Raw genomic sequence first — 17,578 nt, 5'->3', positions numbered from 1 at the left:
GTATTATTTAATTTAAACAATAAAAACCACTAAGCAGATTATACTTAGTGGTTTATCTTCAATCTTGTGTTTCTATTTAATTTCCAATCTATTTCTAGCTTGAGCTATAAGTTAAATTATAGCCATATATAATAATATCCCACTAAGCTCAGTATCTTCAAAAGTAACATGTACTCCGTAGTAACCTGATGTTATACCTCTAACATCTAAATCAACTTCTTTAGTGTTTTTATCTATAATTTGTTCCTTAACTAAATTGCCTTTGTTATCTACTAATTTAACTTTTGTGGCTACATTCTTTCCTAATCTATTGTAAGCTTCTGTATTAACTTTAACTACACCATCAACAGGTCTTAATTCACCAACTTGAACAAATTGATTATTGAAATTAACCTCTTTTAAATTTTCTAATTTAGATATAGGTCTAAGATCTCTTATTTCATTATTTTCGCCATCTATTATTTCTAAGTTTTTAGCATATTGTAAACCTTCAAGACTTTCAACACCATAACCTACATTAAATTTAGTTAATTTTCTCATATCACCTATTGTGAAGTTACCCTCTTTGCCTAAAGCTTTGCTTAAAGACTTAACTAAATACTTATCAGGTATATTTACAACTTCATCCAGATTTATTTCAACTAGATTTTTTATACTTTCTTGAAGTTCAAAAGTAGCAGTGTCTATAGCTTCTTGACTAGGATTTTCTTCTTTTGCTACAGCTTGTGCTTTAGCTAATTTGTCTTCTAAAGTTTTTACACTTTCTTCAGTGTAATCATCTTTATTTACTTTATTAGCATCTTCTATAGCTTTATCTAAATCTGTAGTATCTATTCTATCAGTATTCACAAAGTATAGTTTAGCATCTGCCCAGTTTGCATGATCTGAACCATTATTATCGCCACCTACAGTAGCAACTAACTTTAGTTCTTTAGCTCCTGCTAAATCAACCTCTACAAACTGTTGAGCATCTCTACCACGCATTACACCACTTTCGTATTCCTTCTTTCCGTCAACATAAACTTGGAATTCTATACTTGCTGGGCTGTTATACATTGCACGGTCTACACCTACAAACGCACTAAACATGTTAACATTCTTGTCTGTTAGGTCATAAACTATCTCAGAATGAGAATGAGTACCTATACCCTTAGCATACTCTACAACACTTCCATCTTCTCCAGTAAGTCTTAACTTTGCACCACTTACTGCATTATCTTTACCTATAGTTCCCCAACCTTTTGTTGCAGACTTCCACTCAAAATCGCTCAGATATTTGAAGTCTTCTGGGTTTATTACACTTATAACTCTAGACTTTTCTGTTTTATTACCATCTTTATCTGTTACACTATAAGTTATAGTATAGTTTCCAACTCTCTTAAAGTTAACTTTATCTTGTCCAGTAACTACAACTTTTTCAGTTAAATTACCTTCTTCTGCATCTGTAGCTTTATAAGTTCCAGCTATATTCTCTATAGCTTGTCCTACTTTAACAGTTTGAGATTTAGGTATATTTAACTTAGGTTTAGCATTGTTAGTTGTTAACTTTGGCTCTACCATTATACCATGGTCTGCAGTTTTTCCATTACCACCATCGTTAACTTCTATTTTAAGTTCTTTAACACCTTTTATAGGTACATTTATATATTGCATATTATCTGCATGTTTTAAAACTTTTGTTGTAGCTAAAGTTTCTCCGTCCCCAACTACTTTAAAAGTTATACTTGAGTTTTCTTGAGGTGTCATATTCATATCTACTCCAACTTTTACTTCGAAATTGTCATAGTTATGTTCACCTAAATCATAAACAACTTCACCATTAGCATGTACTCTTATCCCTTTATCATAGTCTTTAACTTCTCCTAAAGTTCTTCCTTTTATAGAGTTATTGCGTGAAGGAGTTCCGTATCCTGTTACAACACTCTTCCACTCACTATCAGATAAATAGTCGTACTCACTAACAACATTAACTTGCATAGTTTCTCTAGAAACTGTACCTTTATCATTTACTTCATAAGTAACTGTGTACTTACCTTGCTTAGTAACATCAACATTGTCAGTAAAAGTGATGTTGTTTAATTGGTTACCTTTATAATCAGTTGCTTTAACGTAATCTAGTGCATTAAATTCCTCATTTAGACTTAAAGTTAAACCTCCAACTGTTTCTATTTTAGGTTGATGTGCTTTAACACTTACACCTTCAGAAGCATTTAATTGAGTATCGTAAGCTACTACTTTATACTCGTGATTAGTACCTGAAGTTATATTAGTATCAGTAAAAGTATCCTTAGTAGTAAATCCTATTACTTCACCGTCTCTAATTATTTCATATCCAAGAAGACTGTTAGCATTAGTTTTATCAATTGTTATATCTAATTTAACAGAATCTTGACTTAGGCTATGTTTTACAGAATAATTAAGTTCTGAGTTAAAACCTTCCCCTTTGTTAAGGTATTTATTATCATTTAGGTACCATAACTTCTTAGTTGGTTTTGGATATTGTGCCATATGCTCAGCTGTAGCATCACTAACATAGAATCCATGTCTAGCAAAATGCTCTTTTAAATCTAATTGAAGAACATCTGATGCAACTACTGCCCAAGCTTCATGTTTATTATCCCAATCTCCTCCACCTATGTTTCTTTCTCTAAACTGTTGTTCTAAACGAGGCCAGAATGTATCATCATATAATTGTAACTGCCACATTGGAGCTATATGAGTTAATAAACTACGATCATTATCTGGATACCACTCATTATTAGAGTAATCTTCTTTACTCACTTTAGGGAATATTTTACGCTCCCATAAATTTTGCTCAGATATTTTGCTACGTTCACCATTTATTCTTTGGAAATGAAGAGGTAACATATTATTAGTTACTTCCCCTATTGTTCTGTTGTTAGTATCGAAATTGTGTCCCATTTCATGCATGAATCCCCAACCAGTGTCAACATTTAAGGCACCACCTTGTTCTGCTTTGTTAAATCCAGTTATTCCGTTTCCTGCATTCATGAAACCACCGTTATCTAACCACTTAACCATAGATACATATCTAAAGTTAAAGTCTGAATGTACGTCTTTTGAACCGTCAAATCCCCAATATCTCATTGTTTCTTTTATTACTTTATCAGACTTATCTGCTGTCTGGCTAGGTAATTTGTTATTCTTTGTATACCAGTCTAAAGCATATGTTGCTTTAACATTTACTAAAGTCTTATCACTAAATACTTCAAACACATCAGGTAATTTAGGGTCAGCTTCTAACTTAGCATTGTATTCACGTAACTCCTCCATAACCTGTTCATCATTATCTACACCTTTTATGAAGTGTGGGTAACTTACTCCACCATCTATTCTTATCTTAGGATTTCTTATTTGTTGCTCTGCAGTATAAGGGTTTGAAGTATATAAAACTCCTGCTTTAGCAGTTCCAGGTCTTAGTTCATTTGAATTAACCTCAGGTATTGTAACTTCATTCTTACCTCTAACTAAGTTGATAACCACTTGACCATTATGTTGACTATCCATTTGCTTGAATACTAGCTTAGGTAATGGTGTACCAGGTTGTGCATCAACATAAACATTTATCTTTTCACCTGATTTAACTGCTACACCTGTAGGTTGCCAGTCTTGGAAATTCCACACTTTTCTCTTTTGACTTTCCTTTATAGAATCTCCTCTGCTCTCTAACTCATAAACATTGCTTTGATACTTATCAGGAGCTTTAAGTAAATCTTTTGCCATATCTATAATTTCCATAAGGTCACTCTTAAGTGGATGTGATTTTACTTCTTTCTCTAAAGCTTCTATAACTTCTAATGAGTTGAACTCTGAATTTAACTCATTCATTAGATCATTAGTAAATATGTTATAAACTTTGTCTGCTACAACATCTTCTTTAAAGAACATTAATTCATTTAATGTTGCCCAGTTTTGATTACTCTTAATTACTTTTATTTTTAACCTCTTAAATCTTGTAGGTTCAAACTTAGCTTCTACTAATCCAGTAGTAGAGTCTGCTTTAGCTGTTGCTACTAATTTAAATGTATCACCTTTAGTAGTATTGGAACCATAAATTTCAAACTCTTCTAGGAATCCTTTTCTGTCGCTTTGTCTAGCTCCATACACTATTCTATCTAAAGTAACAGCATCTACAAACTCTACAGTTACTTCGTTCTTCCAATCTTCTCTGTTATATGTATTAGTTTCCCAATATGTATCTAATTTAGAGTCTATAGCATTCTCTATTTTCATAGTAGACCATTGCCCACCATTGTTACTTATACGTTTTATATTTTCATAAGGCATTCTGAACTTATCTACGTACTCTTTATTATCTAGATAATTAAACTTCTTAGTTGATGCCATAGTACTCTCTACATCTATTGATTCTACTATAGCCTTTGCATTATCTAAATCTTCTTTAAAATCATCATAGAATGGATGTTTTTTGCATTCATCCTCTAATTCTTTTAACTTATCAGAAGTGTTAAATTCATCACTTACTTTACTCATAGTGCTATCAGTAAATAGTCTATTCATCTTATTCATTGTAGCATCTTCTTTATAAAGTCCAAACTCTGATGCTAATGCCCAGCCTTCGTGACCATTCTTAAATACAAACTTAACTCTTCTAGCTTCAGTTGGATTAAACTTTATTGCTATTGAATCTCTAGTTATTGAAGAGCTACCACTAGTTACTTTAGTGAATGTATTTCCTGATAAAGTTTTAGAAGTATAAATTTCAAACTCTTTAGCAAATCCTCTGTCTCTTTGTGAAGTATAAACTACTTTATCTAAAGTTTGTAATTTGTCTAAAGTCATTATAACTTCATTAGTGTGTTTTTCATTGTTTGTAGCATCCGAGTGCCAATAAGTGTCAGGATTACCATCTATTGCTTTATCTATAGTATTAGTTGACCAGTGTCTACCGTTAGTAGTTATATTAGTTATATGCTTATTAGCTATCTTATAAGTCTTATCATACTCTGCTAATTCAGGAGTTCCCATAGCTTTGAACTTATACACTTTGGCATCTGTATAAGTTACATTATTGCCTTCTAATATAAGTCTAGCATCGTTTAAGTCTTCTTTAAAATTTTCATAGAATGGATGTTGTTTAGCACAATCCTCTAAAGCTTTAAGTTTCTCTTCAGATTTGAACTCATCACTTACTTCATTTTTATCACTGTCTTTAAATAGACTTTCCATACTATCTAAAGTTTTGTCTTCTTTGTAGAACCAAAATTCTGATGCACTTGCCCAGTTATTATATGCTTCTTTAAATACAAATTTAACTTTCTTAGTTGTAATAGTGTCAAATTTAAACTCCATCATATTTCCAGTTTGAGAATGTTCCCCAGTGGAAACTAATTTAAAATCTTGATCATCTCCTGTTATAGATGAATAAATTTCAAATTTAGTTGGATATCCCTTACCTTTAGCTCCATCTTGTCTTGTTGCATATGCTATTCTATTAATCGATTCTACATCATTAAATTCTATAACAACTTCATTTTTAAAATTTGCACTATTTTGAGTACCAGTTTCCCAATGAGTTGACAGATTTCCATCTATAGCCTTTTCTATTGAATTAGAAGAACTATATTGGCCCCCGTTATTAGATATTTTTTTAATTCCTTCTTTTGCTACTCTAAATTTAGCATTGTACTCTTCAAAATTACTATAATTCCTTAAATTAAAAGATGTTATTTTAGCTTGGCTTACTACATTTTCCTCTATAATCCTAGCTTTTTCTTTTACTATCTCATTGGCATATACATTTATTGCTGGTGAAATGTTAGTAGCTATCATCGATACTGCCAATACTGCTGATATTTTTTTCTTCATACCATTCTCCCTCTCATATGTATAAATTTAAAAATAAAGATTTTGCTACCTATTCCCAAATATAATCTTATTGTAGATTTATGATTATTTTATAAAAAAAACTACCCTATATATAAAGGGTAGTTGCCATCTAAAATAAACATCATAAAATAACCTTATAGTATAACTATAAAATCACTATACAAAAACAAAGACTATTAATCTTTGGCAACTGGCTGGCATAGTTTGATTAAACCTTAGCCCCTTTAGCTTTGCGTCTCTAGATTTCTCTAGATTTGCCGGTTTTTAAATTTTTATTTTCTATACTAAATTATACATATTTTTAAAAAATTTTAAATAGTTTTTTCAAAAAAAATATTTTTTTATATTAAAACATAATTACTATAAATATTTTTAATGTACCATTAATTAATACAATATCATTTTTCTTCAATATATGTTTTTTTCCATTTACAGATACTTTACAGTATAAAATTACTAAATTCTTTTTATTTATTTACCAGTTTATTATCAAAATGTGATATTTTTCTATAATAACAGTATCATCAATAATAGTATTATCCTAAAAATAGCAAAAGCCTATGAAGTATCCAGTTATTTACATAAATTCTTAAGCCATGAAGTAACTTGAATTGCCACTTCTATTATATTAGATTCTAAAACACTGCTCTCCAGGGATTTCTAGGCACAATTCTGTATTAATGCAATAGTTCTAATCATATTATTGTAATATAGATAAACATCTTCATAATTCAATCAAACATTTTAAATCACACTGCTTAAAAATCAACATTGCTCTAAAAATATGTTAAAAATTGAACTTGATTATCTATAGCAAATAATAAGAAGGAGTATGTATTAAATGAAGAAAATTAAAGTTAGTTTACAGCCTATTGTTAAGAATATAGATTTACCCACTGTTTTGAAAACAACTATCATGCCAGGTGATTCAAGTGAGAGTTTATTTATTGCAACTCAGGTAGGAAGAATATTTTATATATCAAAGGGAGCTATAAATACTTTTTTAGATATTCGCCCTCGAATAATAGAACTAGGTACTTCTAGTGGTGGATATGATGAACGAGGGCTGCTAGGTCTAGCCTTTCATCCAGCATTTTATTATAATGGTCTATTTTATCTTCATTATTCAGTAGCAGTAACACAAGGTCCGGGTGCTCTTTCAAAACCTTTTAAACCTAACCCATGTGACATAGAAACTTTAAATCTAAAATGGACTCATAGAGATACTAAATATGATCATATTGATACAGTTGAAGAATGGGTTTTACAACCTAATGGCCAACCTGAAAAAATAAGAACATTGCTTAATCTAAGAAGACCATTTCTCAATCATAATGGTGTTAATAGCTTAAACTTTTCACCTGAAACTGGAAAACTTGTTTTAACAACAGGAGATGGTGGATCAGGCTATGATCCATTTAACTTAAGTCAGGATAATATGGAAATCTGCGGTAAAATAATTGAAATTGATGTAAACAAGAATTCATTAATCAATGATCCGCCTGTAGTCACACGTTTTGATGAGCTTCCTATATCTATTCAAGAAACCCTTACTGTAATGGCCAAAGGAGTTCGCAATATCCCTGGAATTTCATTTCAAAAGTTTTATAACCAATATATAAAATATGTGGGGAATGTTGGACAGGATTTAGTAGAGTCAGTTTTTTCATTTGTTAATTATAGACCAATGCCAGTTACTAATCTTGTTCAATCTCATTTAAAATCCCAACCTGAACAAGAAAAATTTATTAACTTTGGTTGGCGTGGATGGGAAGGTACTTTACCTACTTCACTTATAGGAGATTGCTCTGAAAGTCCAACTTTGAACGAGATAACAATTACTTATTACAATGAAGCAGTAAAAACTTCATCACAGCGTATTTCACCTCTAGCCTGTTATTTTCATAAGGATTCACGACCAGATAAATTTGATGGTTCTGCTCTTACAGGGGTTCAGCCATATATGGGAAACAATATACCAGATTTAACAGGAAGCGTTGTGTTTACTGATTTTGCCCAAAATGAAGAGTCCAAACCTCCAGTGAAAGGTGTTTTAGCTTATACAAAATCAACAAAAGATTCTAAACTAAATGATTTTAGTGTTATTGAAACTGATTATGATTTTGGCTCTGAGTCAGCTTATTATGTTTGTTTGGGGGCAAATATGAATCAAACCAGACTTTATTTAGGGGTTTATGCCTCTGCCAATGTGGCTGATTTTGGCAAAGGTACTATTTTTGAGATTGTTCCTTAGATTATAAAAAAATTCCCTTCGTTTGAGCCACAGCGTGGGCGCTATGCAATTTTAAGCCAGTATGTAGACGCTCCACTTTCTATCAAATATGACAACTATATTATACAAGGAGGCATTAAAGTTGAATAAAATGAATATAAGCAGGTTTATTTGTGTTGGAGGCATATTAACAACATTAGCTGTTATATTTCAATCAGCACCTATATTTTTACCAGCTATTGGATTGTTCTTAAGTCCATTAAGCACTATACCTATTGCAATAGCTGCTTTTTCTAGTATACCTCTTGGTCTTGCTGTATTTTTTTCTTCAGTACTAATTCTTACTATGATTAGTATCCAAGAATCAATAATTCTGCTTTTCACTACAGGTTTACTAGGCATTGTTATAGGAGCATTACTTTTTAGGAAGGGAATAGTAATTTCTATACTATCTTCAAGTGTAGCACTATCTCTTGGGATAATATTTTTAACTTATATAGTAGGTATTGTGTCTTTTGTAGATTTAGCTAGCTCTTTTTCAACTACTTTAACTTTTTTAATATTTTTCTTATTTTCACTTATTTACTCAAGCATCTGTAATATTTTTATTAAAAAATTTATAAATTATCTTACAAAACTAAAAATAATTAGCTAACTATTATAAACTACTTATATGGAATAAAAAATTCGCTTCGCTTGAGCGACGTGTGGTTGAAACACTTTAAGCCACTGCGTTGGCGCTCTACTTCATATGGCCAACAGCTGCTCAAGCAACAAGGTTGGAAATTAAAAAATCGGGATAGATATCCCGATTTTTACCTGCTAAGTCTTTATGCAAATTCCCATTTATCAATTTTATATATTAATTTTTTATCTATCAACAACCAATTAAATCATATTGATTACCTTTTGTATTTTGTCATTAAATTTATACATATTTACTATAATAATTAATATTTTCAGAATCTAGACGCAGTTTGTAGAAAAATTGTAGCCATTGGGGTTGTAGATCAATTTCCTCTGCTAATTTTTTAAGTGTTCTTTTTCCTATACGTCTATCCATTACAGCAAACATCCTAACAATTGGATTTTCTGATACAATGCTTTTTGCAATAGGTAATTCTTTATATTCTATAATTGCATCTGTGATATTGTAAATATCAAAATCTCCATTATTTATTGATATATTTACGACTTCATCTTCAATATCACGATTTTCTTCATCATACAAATATCCCTTATCAGTCCATTGTCTCTCTGGAATACCACGTTCTTCTTTAGTCAAATCTTCTAATTCATAGTATCCCTTCACACCATATGCATATGGATTGGCCTTAGCATACTCATTTTTATCAACCCTAACACAAAATCTTCCATAATTATCTGGCGCTCCATGATAATGTGTCAAAAAATATTGTACACGTCCCCTCAAACTTTCACATAAAAATTCTTCCTCTAACTCTTTTCTTAATCTACTCCACGATTTTCCCATGTAGTCCCCCCTTACATTTTATAACTGATAGTTTCTATTAAAATAATATATTTTTATTTGATTTAATTTTTTCTATAAACATACAATCATTGGAGAATACATGTATCCCCCTATCATCATAAAGAAAAAACACATTATCTGTTTCTTTATCTATTATGTATACTGCACAATCAAGCTCAGTATCATCTCCTATATCAGAAATAATAATCTTCCTAAAAAGTTTATGAATATCTATTTTATTTGTTTCCCAAATATATCTTGTTCCATAATATATTTCCTCATCATCAATCCATTCAAAAGGAAAAGTAGCTCCTTCAAAAGAATCCAAACACATTTCAACAAACTCATTTTCTCTTTTTTTAGAACTGTTATATTTGTCTTCATATATTACAGTTAATTTATCAGAAAAATTACAACTATTCCATACTTTACAAGCATAATTAACACAGGAATCAACATACTCTTCCCTACATTGTAACTCTTCATTCTCTATATCTTCAACCTCATGATATGGACTTTCATATGGCAATATATCAAATGAAACACACTTTTTCAATTCAAAGCAATGTTGAACTGTCAACTTATTAAAATACAAGTTCATTAACTAATCTCCTTATTTACTTACTTAATGTTTCTTTAACCTTTTTTTGAAATAATAAAAACAAGATAATCAAACACACATAAAAAACTAATTGACCCAATAACAAATATGGAATCACCATATGCAATTAAATCCCTCAAATTAATAATTCCTATCACAAAAGCTAACCCCACATCTGATACATAAGCATGGTAAGGTCCAAAATCAATTAATATTTGTGCATTTCTATCAACATAGGAAAAATTAATTAGAACAGCTAGTATAAATATCATACAAACTATATAATATCCCTTTGGTAATTTATTTTGTAGCATTATATAACATTGGTGAATTAAACATACTTAGCAAATTGGATTTTATGGTGTTAACTTTTATATTTTACTCTTATAATAAATTAGTTTAATATTTATAAAAACAGTTCATTCATTTTCCTTTCAGAACATGCCTTTTCTAATTTTTTTGAAATTGCCAATAATGACTCTTCATTTACACTTCGAGCTTTATTTGGACAAATAGCTACACAACGCATGCATGAGATACATTTTTCTTTATCTACCAACATTGGATTATCTTTTGAAATAGCATCAACTGGACATTTTGTAGCGCATAGACCACATTTCTCGCATTCTTGTCTCACCTGTGGAACTAAAGGAATAACCTTATACTCTTTATATGGATTATTCCCTGGTACATACAAATCTTTAGTAACTTTTCCATGTTTCAAGACTTCTTTAATATCACCAGAAAACTTTATTAATTCTTCTTTGTCTTGTAGATCTGGTCTTCCAGTTGCGAATTGATGCATAATGGAATGTTCTGTAACTGAAGCAATTGCTGCAATGCAGAAAAATCCTAATGTTGTTAATGTATCTTTTAATTCTAACAATACATCTTCATATGCTCTATTTCCGTATGTTGCTACTAAAATAATTTTTGAACCATTTCCCTTTAGCTTCTTAATATTAGACATTGCTGCCATGGGTACACGCCCACCAAAAGATGGAACTGCTATAATACAAAGGTCTTTTTCACTAAATGTAAATTTTGAAAAATCTTCCATGTTATTAGATAAATCTATTTCTGTTGTTTCAAAATCAAATTGTCCACTTATTAAATCTGCTACTTTTTTAGTTCCACCTGTTGGACTAAAATAAATTTTAAATAATTTCATATATGTTATATCTCCCCTCTAAATTTGAAATTTCAACTCCTGTTTGCCAGATTACCAACCTGAAATTTATTTTCTCATTATTTATAAATAATCTCCGCTACAAATTCCCATTTATCCCTTAATTATATCAGAAAAGCCACTGATTTTATATTAATGGCTATACTATTGATATAAAAGTATTGTTTTTAAGGTTAGGTGTTATTTAATTTGCTCAATTTAAAAATACACTTTCCAGTGATAAGTCACTGAAAAGTGTATTTATTTATTAAATCGCTCTTGTATATTTTCTTAACCACTCAGTTTCTTCTTCATTTAAGAATGGTGAAACTTTATCAAATACTTCTTGGTGGTAATTATTCAATAGTTTCTTATCTTCAGCTGTCATTATATCTGGATTAATTGCGTCTAAATCCATTGGAATAAATGTTATTGCTTCAAAGTACATAAATTGTCCGTATGCATTTTTAGTACCTTTTTTGCAAAGTAACTCATTTTCTAAACGTATACCATGAGAACCTTCAATATAAATACCAGGTTCATTTGTTATAATCATACCTTCATGAAGTGGTTCTATTTCTCCACTACGATATTGCCAACGGAACCCTGTTGGACCCTCGTGAATATTTAAAAGATATCCCACACCGTGACCTGTACCATGGTTGAAGTTCAGATCTCTATCCCAGAATGGTTTTCTTGCAAGCATATCAAGTGTCATACCTGTGCATCCTTCTAAGAATTTAGCACTTCCAAGTTGCATATTACTGATTGCAACTAGTGTAAAGTTGTCTTTCATTTCTTGTGAAATTTCCCCAAGAGCAAAAGTTCTTGTTATATCAGTAGATCCTTCATAGAAACCTGCACCTGTATCTGATAAATACAAGCTTCCTTCTTTTAATTCAACATCTGTCTCTGGAGTTGATACATAATGAACTATTGCACCATGCTCTCCAAAAGAAGATATTGGTTCAAAACTTGGACGTATAAAGTTACCCATTTCACCACGAAGTTCGTCTAATTTTTCAGATGCACTAATTTCAGTAATTGTAGTTTTACCTACATTTTCTTTTAACCATTTCATAAATCTAACATGTGCAACACTATCTTTGATTTGTGCTTTTTTGATATTTTCAATCTCTACTGGATTTTTGATAGCTTTAAATAAAATCTCTGGATTTCTTTTTTCTACTTTTAATACATTTGATGGAATATTGTTATAAAGTGCATAGTTTACTTTTGATGGATCAAGAAGTACAACTTCATTTTCTCCAATTTTTCTTGCATCTTCATATATATCATTGTATGGATGAAGTACAACAGAGTCTTTAGCAAGATTTGACTTCATCTCATCATCTAATTTACTCTCATCAATGTATAACTCTACAGTATTTTTAGTAATTATTGCATATGCAAGAACTAGTGGGAAGAACTCAATATCATTTCCTCTTATATTTAATGTCCAACATATATCATCTAAAGTTGTAAGAACATGAATAGATGCCCCTGCTTTATCCATTTCTTCTCTAATTCTTTTTAATTTATCTGATGTTGATTCACCTGTATATTTAATATCCAATGCAAATGCTGGTTCTTTTGAAAGCTCTGGTCTATCATTCCAAATTTCACTTATAAGGTCTTCATTATAATTAACTTTTGCATGATTTGCTTTTGCTATTTTTTCATATTCTTGACCTTCACCTACAGATACTACACGTCCATCAAAACCTAGTGTTTCTCCAGATTTTAATGTTTCTTTTAAATACTCCTCTATAGTTAAAACTCCTGGTTCTCCCATTTTCATTAACTCAACTGTAGTACCTTCAAGTTGTTTAGCAGCTTGTATAAAATATCTTCCATCTACCCAAAGGCGACCTTCAGTCTTTGTTATAATTGCAGTACCAGCAGATCCTGAAAATCCAGTGATGAATTTTCTAGATTTAAAATACTCTCCAACATATTCACTTTGGTGGAAATCAGCAGTAGGTACTATGTAAGCATCAATGTTTTTTTCTTGCATAACTTTACGTAAGTTTTCAATTCTTTCTACTATATTCATCTCATATTCCCTCTTCTTTTTTGTATTTTTGTCTTCTACTAAACCATATAGTTTTTTCTTAAATGTAACTTTCAATTTGTATATCTTTGTGCATTAAAAGAATCAACTAATACCATATAGATTTATGGCAATTAAATTGTAGCACCAATTATTTATAAGTCAACCATAATATGACAAAATAATACCAGGTAAATATATTTGGTATAAGTAAAGTAGGGATATTGTCTTAGTAGATGTTTGTGGAGCACTGATAAAATATTTAATTATTAATCTAAGCTAAACTAGTTTTATATCTCATGCCAAAACTTTGTTAGGCTTGTACACTTTTAACAAAAAACTACTAAGTTATAAACTTAGTAGTTCCTTATCCTCTTTTCGATGGTTTGAATGCTGGAGATGAATCGTACCGAACCCCTCTTTACCATTATCTTATCTCTTACTATAAGATAATATAATAGGTTCCAAATTTCAACAATTCTAAACCATCAACTTACGTATAGTCCCTCTTTGTTTATCTCTCAAGTTTCCTTTATTCTTTAAAATAAGTATCTTAGCTATTATATCAATATAATTAGATTTATTATCCACCATTATAGAAAAAGTAGGAGCATATCAATAGCTACTACTCTTCTAGTTCGTAATATGTTAAAATTGTGAATTAAAATCTCACAAATAACTTTTAGTTTACTTATTTTTTTCTATTTTATATTTTTGGTAAAGGATATCTTTTAAAACTAATACTGTATCTTGGTCATTAAAATTAAATTCATTTTTGAACTCATCATATAAATTTGATATTTTTTCACAATAAGCATTTACTCCTTGGATACCTTGATACGAAGCTAAAATTGGATATTTTTTACTCCATGCACTAGTCCAATCAATTTCATCAACTATCATTTCTATACTCGTAATATCACCACTTGGATTACTCTTACTTATAAGATAATCATAACTTACATTATATAGTTGGCTTAATAGTTTTATTTTTTTTAACTCAGGAACTGTTTGGTTCGCTTCCCACTTACTTACAGTTTGCCTAGATACATCTAATTTATTGGCAACTTCTTCTTGATATAAACCAGCTTTTTGCGTAAATTCAATATTTTATCTCCTAATAGCATAATAATCACAACCTTTTCATTTATTCCTAGTTAACTTGTAGGCATAGTATACTTTAAAGATAAGTTATTTTCTACCAAGTAAAATTGAAATTTTGTCAACTAAATTTAACATTCAAAAAATTTATGTAAATACAAATGATTTTTACTTATCATAAGATTCTTAAAAAAACATAAATAAATAATGTCATTCAAAGCTATATAATGTAAAATAAAATTATACAGATTTGAAATTAATGGGAGGTATTTATGTTAAATTGTTTTAAAAAAATAAGCGTCTTATTCTTAGTAGCTTGTTTAATTTTAATTTCTGGTGGAAATGAAACTTTTGCACAAATTGTTGATTTAACATCATCAACTACATCTTCTAGTGATGATTTTATTATTGAAGATAATGTGCTAATTATGTATACGGGGGATGCTGAAAATGTGACAGTTCCAAATGGTGTAACAACTATTGGAGAAAATGCTTTAAGTAGCAAAAAAATGATAAGTGTAACCTTGCCAGATAGTCTAATAACCATTGAAGATGGTGCTTTTGAAAATTGTCACAATTTAAGAACTATTAATTATCCAAAAAATTTGACTTCCATAGGTGATTATGCTTTTTATGACTGCTATGCTCTTTCCACTGCAGATTTTCCAAGTACATTAGAAAGCATTGGGAAAGATGCTTTTAGAAGCAATGTGAATATAAAAAAATTAATATTACCAGACAGTGTGACTACTCTAGGTGAAGGTGCTTTTTCAAATACTTCTATTACAGAGATTACCCTATCTAAAAACTTAACAAGCTTAAGTTGGGGTGTTTTTGATAATGCAAATATAAGTAGCATAGAACTACCTGAAGGTTTAACTAAAATCGATGAATTTGCTTTTTCAAGTTGCGAGTTTTTAGAAAATATAAATCTAGAAAATGTAACTGAAATAGGAGAATCAGCTTTTCAAGGTTGTATAAGATTAGAAAGTGCAAAACTTAGTAAAAACTTAAAATCCATAGGAAATAGTGCCTTTAAAAATTGTAAAGTACTTAATAATATAGATCTTTACGACTCATTGGAATACCTTGGTGAAGCAGCTTTTGAAAACTGCTATAAACTAGATAGTATTTATATTCCTTCTAAAATAACACAAATAAAAGATAATACTTTCATAGCAACAGCTTTAGAAAAAGTTGAAAACAGTGAAAATATTAATAAAATTGGAGATTATGCCTTTGCATTAATACCAGAGCTAAAAAAGTTTACTTTTTCTAAAAACTTAACTTCTATTGGGGAAAATGCTTTTGAATCCTGTGGTCTAGAAGGTAATCTTAATTTACCTAATAAATTAAAAACTATAGGTTATAGTGCTTTTATTAGATGTGAAAATATTACATCTGTTGTAATTCCACCTAGTGTTGAAAAGGTCGGTTCTAGAGCCTTTATGGATTGTGAAAAACTTACAGATATGAGTATAAAAGCTAAATTAGAGTATATACCTACTGAAATGTTTCTTTCATGTTACGCTCTTAAAAATGTTTCTATTCCAGATTCTGTGAAATATATTTATCGTGATGCATTTTATTATTGCATAAGTTTAACTAATATTGATTTTCCTAAAAATTTATTAGAAATTGGACCAAATGCTTTTGGTGCTTGTTTTAATTTAACAAATATACAAATTCCTGAAAGTGTCACTAAAATTTATAAGCATGCTTTTTCAAGTTGCAATAAGCTTGGTGATGTATATTTGCCAAGTAATATTGAATATATTGGTGAAGATGCCTTTCCAAAAGCAAGATATGCAAAACTTTATGTTCATAAAGATAGCATAACAGAAAAAACTTTATCTGATGCTAACTTTACATATAACTATCATACTATTAATATAAAAAATTTGAATTTTTCTAAAGTAGAAAATCAAACTTACACAGGTAAATATATTAAGCCAAGTGTATTAGTTTCTTCTACTCAAGGAAACTTAGTTAAAAATGTTGATTACACTGTTGAGTATTTAAACAATAAAAATGTGGGAACAGCCACAATAAGAATAAAAGGTATGGGAGCATATTCAGGATCTTATGATATTAATTTTAAAATAAATCCAAAGTCTACTACATCTTTTACTGTAAATTCAACAACTCCATCAACAATAAAATTAAATTGGAATAAAGTTTCAAGTGCTGATGGATATGCTATATATAGATACAATACTACAAGCAAAACATATGTGAGAATTGCAACTGTGGAAGGTAATAGCGTTTTAAATTATACGGATAGAAATCGTAAGTATGCTACAAAATATTCTTATAGAATTAAACCTATAAAAAGAGCAAATGGTACTACATATTATGGTAATTATACAAAAACAGTAGCAGTTACAAATCCGTTAAAACCTAGTATCAAATTAAAATCTTCACTGAAAAAAAAGGTTACTATTTCTTGGAATAAAATAAACAATGCATCAGGTTATAAAATATATAGATCGACTTCTAAAAAAGGTACTTATTCTTTAGTAAAAACCATAACTAGTGGAAGTACTACTTCATATACAAACAGTAATCTTTCATCTTCAAAAACTTATTATTATAAAATTAAAGCTTATCGAAGAGTTGATGATAAAAATTATTATAGCTTATATAGTGATGTGAAATATATTAAAGTTAAATAGAAACTCTAGTATAGCATTAAAAAGTGTAGATATAATTTCTGTCAAATAAATCTTTCAAGTGTCTAAGGGTGTAACATTTTTGATACACCCTTGGACACTTGTTCCATATTTAGTTATTTTTACTACTTTTTCAAGCAAAATAGCCCTACAGTATAAATCAACTTATAATTATTTATTAATATAATAATTGCAATTCCAACAACTATGAATAATAAAATAAAACAATCCATAATTTCCTTAAAATGTAAAAGAATAAACTAATATCATATATATTTATGGCAATTAAATTGTAGCACCAATTATTTATAAGTCAACCATAATATGACAAAATAATACCAGGTAAATATATTTGATATAAATAAAGTAGGGATATTGTCTTAGTAG

General features: G+C 29.7%; 10 protein-coding genes, 1 pseudogene and 1 riboswitch. Of the genes and pseudogenes, 3 read left to right on the top strand and 8 right to left on the bottom strand.

The annotated features are described in order from the left end of the window. Positions 1-111: 111 nt before the first annotated feature. The gene (locus tag QX51_RS11525) at positions 112-5,850 is read right to left on the bottom strand and encodes an NPCBM/NEW2 domain-containing protein (RefSeq protein WP_052233019.1); all 5,739 of its coding nucleotides are present in this window, start codon (positions 5,848-5,850) and stop codon (positions 112-114) included. Between the two features lie 203 nt (positions 5,851-6,053). Next, positions 6,054-6,140, bottom strand: a riboswitch (cyclic di-GMP riboswitch). Positions 6,141-6,712: 572 nt separating this feature from the next. On the opposite strand from QX51_RS11525, the gene QX51_RS11520 reads away from it, so the two are divergent. After that, entirely contained in the window at positions 6,713-8,125 is a 1,413-nt protein-coding gene (locus QX51_RS11520) for a PQQ-dependent sugar dehydrogenase (RefSeq protein WP_039680063.1), read from the top strand. Between the two features lie 130 nt (positions 8,126-8,255). Beyond that, positions 8,256-8,759: a hypothetical protein gene (locus QX51_RS11515; protein ID WP_242842735.1), complete on the top strand. Its 504-nt coding sequence runs from the start codon at positions 8,256-8,258 to the stop codon at positions 8,757-8,759. Positions 8,760-9,032: 273 nt separating this feature from the next. Here the strand turns inward: QX51_RS11515 and QX51_RS11510 are convergent, their stop codons facing one another. The 7 genes and pseudogenes from QX51_RS11510 to QX51_RS21805 form a co-directional block, all read right to left on the bottom strand. Next, on the bottom strand, positions 9,033-9,596 hold the full coding sequence (locus QX51_RS11510; protein ID WP_039680061.1) for an SF0329 family protein: 564 nt from the start codon (positions 9,594-9,596) through the stop codon (positions 9,033-9,035). A 37-nt stretch (positions 9,597-9,633) separates the two neighbouring features. After that, the gene (locus QX51_RS11505) at positions 9,634-10,197 is read right to left on the bottom strand and encodes a DUF3885 domain-containing protein (protein ID WP_039680060.1); all 564 of its coding nucleotides are present in this window, start codon (positions 10,195-10,197) and stop codon (positions 9,634-9,636) included. 35 nt (positions 10,198-10,232) lie between these two features. Continuing rightward, complete coding sequence (locus QX51_RS11500) at positions 10,233-10,511, bottom strand: hypothetical protein (RefSeq protein ID WP_152607236.1); 279 nt, start codon at positions 10,509-10,511, stop codon at positions 10,233-10,235. 92 nt (positions 10,512-10,603) lie between these two features. Continuing rightward, the gene (locus QX51_RS11495) at positions 10,604-11,368 is read right to left on the bottom strand and encodes a 4Fe-4S binding protein (RefSeq protein WP_039680058.1); all 765 of its coding nucleotides are present in this window, start codon (positions 11,366-11,368) and stop codon (positions 10,604-10,606) included. A gap of 265 nt (positions 11,369-11,633) precedes the next feature. Then, on the bottom strand, positions 11,634-13,421 hold the full coding sequence (locus QX51_RS11490) for an aminopeptidase P family N-terminal domain-containing protein (RefSeq protein ID WP_039680057.1): 1,788 nt from the start codon (positions 13,419-13,421) through the stop codon (positions 11,634-11,636). Positions 13,422-14,105: 684 nt separating this feature from the next. Beyond that, positions 14,106-14,321, bottom strand: coding sequence for a hypothetical protein (locus tag QX51_RS21225; protein ID WP_242842734.1), 216 nt, complete (start codon positions 14,319-14,321; stop codon positions 14,106-14,108). Positions 14,322-14,423: 102 nt separating this feature from the next. Next, positions 14,424-14,525, bottom strand: a pseudogene (locus tag QX51_RS21805) (helix-turn-helix transcriptional regulator); the annotation flags it as partial. Positions 14,526-14,791: 266 nt separating this feature from the next. Here QX51_RS21805 and QX51_RS11480 point away from each other — a divergent pair. Continuing rightward, positions 14,792-17,194 (top strand): leucine-rich repeat protein, encoded by a 2,403-nt coding sequence (locus tag QX51_RS11480; protein WP_039680056.1) that lies wholly within the window; start codon positions 14,792-14,794, stop codon positions 17,192-17,194. Positions 17,195-17,578 lie beyond the last annotated feature (384 nt).

The organism is Terrisporobacter othiniensis, from assembly GCF_000808015.1.
Classification (GTDB): Bacteria; Bacillota; Clostridia; order Peptostreptococcales; family Peptostreptococcaceae; genus Terrisporobacter; species Terrisporobacter muris.
Note: the sequence above shows the minus strand (reverse complement) of the source record. Positions and strands in the feature narration are given on the sequence as shown.

Coding starts and splice junctions, on each gene's coding strand:
- QX51_RS11480 (WP_039680056.1), top strand. CDS start 14,792: ATGTTAAATTGTTTTAAAAAAATAAGCGTCTTATTCTTAGTAGCTTGT.
- QX51_RS11520 (WP_039680063.1), top strand. CDS start 6,713: ATGAAGAAAATTAAAGTTAGTTTACAGCCTATTGTTAAGAATATAGAT.
- QX51_RS11495 (WP_039680058.1), bottom strand. CDS start 11,368: ATGAAATTATTTAAAATTTATTTTAGTCCAACAGGTGGAACTAAAAAA.
- QX51_RS11490 (WP_039680057.1), bottom strand. CDS start 13,421: ATGAATATAGTAGAAAGAATTGAAAACTTACGTAAAGTTATGCAAGAA.
- QX51_RS11505 (WP_039680060.1), bottom strand. CDS start 10,197: ATGAACTTGTATTTTAATAAGTTGACAGTTCAACATTGCTTTGAATTG.
- QX51_RS11500 (WP_152607236.1), bottom strand. CDS start 10,511: ATGCTACAAAATAAATTACCAAAGGGATATTATATAGTTTGTATGATA.
- QX51_RS11510 (WP_039680061.1), bottom strand. CDS start 9,596: ATGGGAAAATCGTGGAGTAGATTAAGAAAAGAGTTAGAGGAAGAATTT.
- QX51_RS11525 (WP_052233019.1), bottom strand. CDS start 5,850: ATGAAGAAAAAAATATCAGCAGTATTGGCAGTATCGATGATAGCTACT.
- QX51_RS11515 (WP_242842735.1), top strand. CDS start 8,256: ATGAATATAAGCAGGTTTATTTGTGTTGGAGGCATATTAACAACATTA.
- QX51_RS21225 (WP_242842734.1), bottom strand. CDS start 14,321: ATGATAGTTGATGAAATTGATTGGACTAGTGCATGGAGTAAAAAATAT.